General features: G+C 57.3%; 4 protein-coding genes. 3 read left to right on the top strand and 1 reads right to left on the bottom strand.

Annotation, left to right across the window (positions count from 1 at the left end; genetic code table 11):
• Positions 1–280: 280 nt before the first annotated feature.
• The gene (locus E1297_RS04745; protein WP_155134574.1) at positions 281–2,806 is read right to left on the bottom strand and encodes an AAA family ATPase; all 2,526 of its coding nucleotides are present in this window, start codon (positions 2,804–2,806) and stop codon (positions 281–283) included.
• Between the two features lie 180 nt (positions 2,807–2,986).
• Between E1297_RS04745 and E1297_RS04740 the strand changes: the two genes are divergently transcribed.
• Genes E1297_RS04740 through E1297_RS04730 form a run of 3 tightly spaced genes read left to right on the top strand, consistent with a single transcriptional unit; the run spans position 2,987 to position 5,457 of the window.
• Positions 2,987–3,394, top strand: a complete 408-nt coding sequence (locus E1297_RS04740) for a hypothetical protein (protein WP_155134571.1) — start codon at positions 2,987–2,989, stop codon at positions 3,392–3,394.
• Between the two features lie 55 nt (positions 3,395–3,449).
• Positions 3,450–4,889 (top strand): hypothetical protein, encoded by a 1,440-nt coding sequence (locus tag E1297_RS04735; RefSeq protein WP_155134568.1) that lies wholly within the window; start codon positions 3,450–3,452, stop codon positions 4,887–4,889.
• Positions 4,890–4,929: 40 nt separating this feature from the next.
• Positions 4,930–5,457, top strand: a complete 528-nt coding sequence (locus E1297_RS04730) for a hypothetical protein (protein WP_155134565.1) — start codon at positions 4,930–4,932, stop codon at positions 5,455–5,457.
• Positions 5,458–5,617: the final 160 nt, after the last annotated feature.

Here is a 5,617-nt window from a genome sequence, read left to right as displayed (position 1 = left end):
AACGCAGGCCGTCAGGCTGCGCGACGAGAGCTGCGTTGCCGACGGGCTTTTGCCCGTTCACATGGCGCTGGCCGCGTTTCAGCGGTAAGAATATTGCGAGCGTGCGTTCGTATCCGCATTGGTTTCATGCCGCAGGACTTGCAGTGAAAGAGCGCTTGGCTTTCGCGGCTCTGCTTGCCGATTGCACCACATTCAGCGCCGGTCCGTCAGGCAATACGTTGAATAACAACGGAGTGGATCTTGACGCCTCGCTGAAGGAAGGGTTTCCTGCGCTTCTGGATCAGAACGACGGAGCCGGATCTGTCCCAGACTCCGGTTCCGGGTCGGACGCAAAACCAGGTCGGGCGCGACGGCCGGCCCTGGACTGGGGTTGAGGCGCGACTTCTTTTCTCGAAGGTGCCTGTTCCTCCGCAGCGGGCGCGTCCGCAGTTATCCCAGGACGTTGCGGGCGGCCACGCCTTCCGGGTGACGGCTTTGGGGCAGAAACGCCCTCGATCTGCGCACCCGTCTGGAAGGGGGTTCGTGCGGAATGAACCGCCGGAGCCGACGGGATTTTCTGAAGCTCGTCCTCCAGAAAGGACTTGAGTCGAGTTTGGCGATTTGCGGACTTCACGTTGGAGACGGCATATTCGAGCGCCTCCCGTTCGCCAACGATGATCAGGTAGTTCTTCGCCCTCGTCCACGCCGTGTAAAGAAGGGTGCGTTCGAGCATCTCCTTGTGCTCCATCGTCACGGGCATGACAACCATCGGATACTGGCTGCCTTGGGACTTGTGACTGGTTATCGAATAGGCCGGAACGAGGTCGCGCCAGCGCCACACCGGGAACTGGACCGTCTTGCCCGCGTCGAACTTGACCTCGAGCTTCACGTCTTTGCGGGTGCCGTTCGCCGTAGTGACGAACCTGGTTAGCCAGCCGAGATCACCGTTCACAACGTCGTTGTCCTTGTCGTTTCGAGTCAGCATGATCCTGTCCCCCACTCTCGGGAGAGGCATGTCTTTGTCGTCGTACTGATTTTTGACCACGCCGTCGGGAACGACACCGTTCGGGTTCAGGATCTTCGACATTTCCTTGTTGATCTGCCAGGTGCCCGCGAGACCGGGTCTTTGCGGGCTTAGAACGGCGACATCCCGCCTCGGGTTGAGGTTCAGCCTATTGGCGGCGATACGGGTGGCAACCCCGACTGACCATTCGACGATCTTGTGACCCGTATGGTTCAGGAACATCAAGCCGCCGCGCTCCTTCTCGTCGAGATAAGGCATGCGGCCTTCGTTGATCTCTTTCGCCCCATGAGCGATCATCGACTGACCGTTTTGTCGGTAGACAGTGATGAGTTCAGAGCACGGAACCGAGTTCCCATTTTCAGATTTGGCCGCAATCAGGTCTCCCAAGACGTATCCGGGACCAACGCTGGGCAGCTGATGGCGATCCCCGATAAGAAGAAGTCTGCCGCTCTCTGGAATCGCTCTCAGCAGGGCGGCGGCCGTCTCAGTATCGAGCATGGATGCTTCGTCGACGATTACGAAACACTCCTCCGGAAGCGGGTTGGAGGCGTTGCGGCCGAAGGTGCTCTCGCCGAGGCTCCCTTCCTTCGCTTCGAGGGCGCTGTGGACCGTCATGGCCTTTCGACCCGTCGTCTCCTCGAGGCGGCGGGAAGCCTTTCCTGTCGGTGACAGAAGGATCACCGGGCCGCGCGATGTCGCCGCCCCGATTTCGGCGATAGCCTCCGTGACGGTCGATTTGCCCGTTCCCGGGCCGCCTGTGAGGATGGAGACAGCTTCTCGGGCGGAGGTGCGAACAGCCGCCATCTGAATGTCGTCGAAGTGACTGTATCCGGACCCGGTCAAAACCTTGTCGGAAACGGCATCGATCTCGGTCTTGCTTTGCGAGCGGCCCTTTCTGAGAAGCTCAGCCACTCGCTTTGCGATAGTCACTTCGGCAACGTAGAGCGGTTCCTGTTGCGCGATCGCGTCCTTCTTGTAGCGGTCGAAAACCACTCCGCCCGATGTTTTGCCGAACAGGGGTGCGATATCGGCGATTCCTACCTTCGCGTCCTTCAGCCCGGAAGCCATGGAGGATATCGGAACGTAGGTGTGCCCTTCGCTTCCCGCTTCGCGCAGGATATCTGACATGACGGCAACGACGCGGAGCTCGTCGCCGGTGGCGATCCCTACTTCGTTGCCGATGAGATCGGCGTTCTTGAAGCCAACATGCTCGACCGGGGCGAGAACGTACGGGTTTTCTTTTAAGACCCTCATCGTGTCATCGCGCAGGCGATCCACGATCGCCTCCATGGCGCGAGGGTCGACCCCAGCACTTTCCATCAGGGTGAACGGTTTGCGGGCGGAAATCCGCTGTCCCCACGCCCGGTAGATGGCTTGCCTGTGGTGCGTCGAGTCGGACGTAATCTCAAAAAGAAGATCAGGTTTCTTCTCGGCGAGAAAGGCCGCCTCCCGTCCGTGTTTTTCAATGAAGTCGATGATGCTGTCACGAGAGGCACCGTACGCCTCCGGAGGGTTGAAGGTCGCCTGGAACAGGGCGAGGCAACCTCTTTTAGTCTGGGGTAACGTCGGTCGGAGGGATTTAGCGCTGAAGATCTCCTCATCGCGCTGCCTATACGTATTCTTTTTCCATTCGCCCTTGGCCAGAAACCAGTCGCCGGGACGAATGCCGACATGAAAGGGACCACCCATCTTTGACTCGTGCATTCCCGTGGAGGATTCGTACCTCACGATGGCAAATCCGTTCGCATTCTCTTCGGTCGGCGCCTTGAGATATCTGATCAGCGTGGCCCTGACGCTTTCCATGTTTGTCTTCCGATTTTGTTCCGTGATCCGTACGCGGTTTCCCGCACTCGGTAAGTATCAATCAAATCAAAGCAAGTTTCGTTCGCCGTCGGTCCGATTTTTCTGGAATCCAATTTGACTTTGTCCGTTTCCGCCGACCACCCGAGGATTCAATGATGAATTCAGGGAACGGAGAGGCAAATGGCAAGGTCGTACGTTGGCGGACATTCCATAGTCAGAAGCAACTGGATGGGCCGAACGTCTGGTGGCGGGGTGGAATACGCCCTCAATCATGCCGCCGCTGAGGCCATCGTCAGGGCCGTTCGACCGCCGTTCAAGGGAAGCGCGCTCGATGGGCGTATCCGAAAAAAAGGCAGGACCAAGGCCGTTTTCGACAAGGAACAGCTCCTTCAGGATTGGGAGCGCGCGTTCAAGGTTTTCGAGGAAAGGTCTGATTTCTCCAGGGATCCGCGCGGAGACAGTCGTGCGCGCTCCGCCATGGAACGCATCGAAAGGCGCCTCCCAGCGAGCCTGACCGACGAACTGATCGATAGACGCATAGATCTCGTGGAGAGCCTGCGCGAGATCGAAAGAGCCTTCGCTCCCTAACGAGAGGGATTCGTTAAGCATGGGCCGCATTCGCGTGATGTCGAATTCATGATGTATGGAAAAGAGCGGTCGGACATGCGATCATCCGACGAATAGAACAGGAGAGAACATGCCGAGCCTCAGGGAAATTAAGGATGTCTTTGAAAGCATTTTGGACGATCAGAAGGAATTCGAAACGAAGGCGAACAGCGTCCGTCGCCTCATTGAAATGGAGAGCTGGGAGTTGAGGTCTAGGGGCTGGGGTCGAGTGACCCAGTCCGTCATCGATCATCTTAATTTCCGCGGAGTCGAGATGGAGGTCCTTCGCGAGGTCGATAAGATTTTGTCTCTCGATCTAGAGGGGGAAATTCGTGAACGCGACATCAAGATCCGCCTTCATGAAGAAACGCTTCTGGAGACCGCTTCGAAGAAAACCTACGGAGATGACATCGAAACGTTGATTCAGACGACGATTAATCAGCAGAAGGAGGTTGAGGAGGGCATTTGTGAGGCGGAAGAGAGGCTTGCTCCCATTCGCGATTTGTCCAGAGAGCTTGAATTGTCGGGGCTTCTGGCGCTCCAATCCGAGGAAGGCGAGAGGTTCTGGCAGTCGGTAAAGGACGATTTTTTCTTTTTCGGAACCAAAAGGCGTGCAGCAGTAAAGACGCTTCTTGCATACGAGGCGGCGAATTCTCTCAGTCCGGCAGAGGATGAAGCCTCCCTGGAAATGAAGATCGAATTTCGGACGGCGCTCGATGAGCTTCACAAGGACCTACAGAGAGCGCGTACGCATCTGAAAGCAAAGGAGAGACTGGCGAAACTCGTGGAATGGAACCCAATGTCGGATTTCACGGAAAAAATCGCCTCGACTCGCATCGATCGCGAAGCCATTTCGAGAGTCGAGGCGCTCTTCGGGGACGATCTGTCCGATGCCCGGCAAAACATCGCTCTCGGGGACGCTATTTTTAAGCTTAAGAAAGAGGTCGAGAAGGTTGTCACTGCATCGGCGGAGACATCTGGACTGCTTGAAGAACAACTATCCAAGGTGAAAAAGGCGATCAGGCATCGCTCGCGCAAGAATCCGGACGCAGACCTCGACGGTATTCGCGCGAAGGTCTCTGAACAGCGCAAGGCCCTTCAGATTCTGCTCGATCGGCTCATGGGTTTCGCCGGCAGGGGCCGGGATTTGGGTCGGTCGGGGAATCTTCCCGTTTGGGACGGGGCTGCCTACGGCAGTTTCGACGTGTTCGAAACCGTTATGTGGGCGGCGATCCTCTCCGATGGGTTTTCCGGGAGTGATGAACTTGACATCGGGAACCTGAACCTAGAGGCGCTCTCGAATACGGAGGCATTCGACCCGATCAACATCGGCGGGGTCGATGTCGGATCAATCAGCGTTCCATCGATAGATCTGTCCGTGATTGACACCGCTACAAGTGGCCTGTCCTCCTCTGATTTCACTTCGAGTAGCTCATTCTCCGGAGGCTCTTCGTTCGGCGGCGGTTTTGGGGACTGACTTGAAAATGGAGGCGGACTGGAGGTCTGAGGCGCGCTCCATGGAGGAGTTCCTCTTTTGTGAGGATCTCCTCCAGTTCGTGGTCTTTCACGGAACCTCGTCCAAGGTCCTCGATGTCATCATGACGCAAGGACTGTCGCCGACCGATGTAACGGCGGCGGTTCGAGCCGACATCGGATGGGACAGTGGGTCCTTCTGGGGAACGCCGAGAACAGCGACGGCCTATGCCATCGATACCGCCAAGGAACGCCACCCGGGCTGGGAACCCGTTCTCCTTGCGGCTCCGATTTCGATACTGGAGGCCCAGTGCCAACTCGTATGCGACGGAGCGACGATAGACTTCCCGCTGAAGGGTCTGACTCGACTGGAGGAACCGGGTGTCTTTGAGAAATGGCGATCGGCTGGGTTCGATCTTCCGTGGAGGGAAAGCCTGATAGACCTCGGAGCCATCGTCGCCTTGCATGATTTTCACCTAGATATCGAGGACTTCGACCTAATTGAAAGTCCGTCGGATCTACGTCGTCTCTCGGAGAGCATGTCGTTGCGCGGGGCGAATGCGCTCCCTTAAGGGGCGATCGTCGTTGCCCCGAAGTTGCTCCTGTCCAAGACCTCTTGCAGGAGGTCTCCGTCCTTCAGGGAGAAACTCAAGTATTGGTCCGGACCGACACCGTACCGGATTCCGAGATGGCGATCTAATGCCGCGTTAACGTCTTCCCCGCCCTGAAGGA

The sequence above is a fragment of the Roseibium sp. RKSG952 genome, from assembly GCF_009711355.1.
Note: the sequence above shows the minus strand (reverse complement) of the source record. Positions and strands in the feature narration are given on the sequence as shown.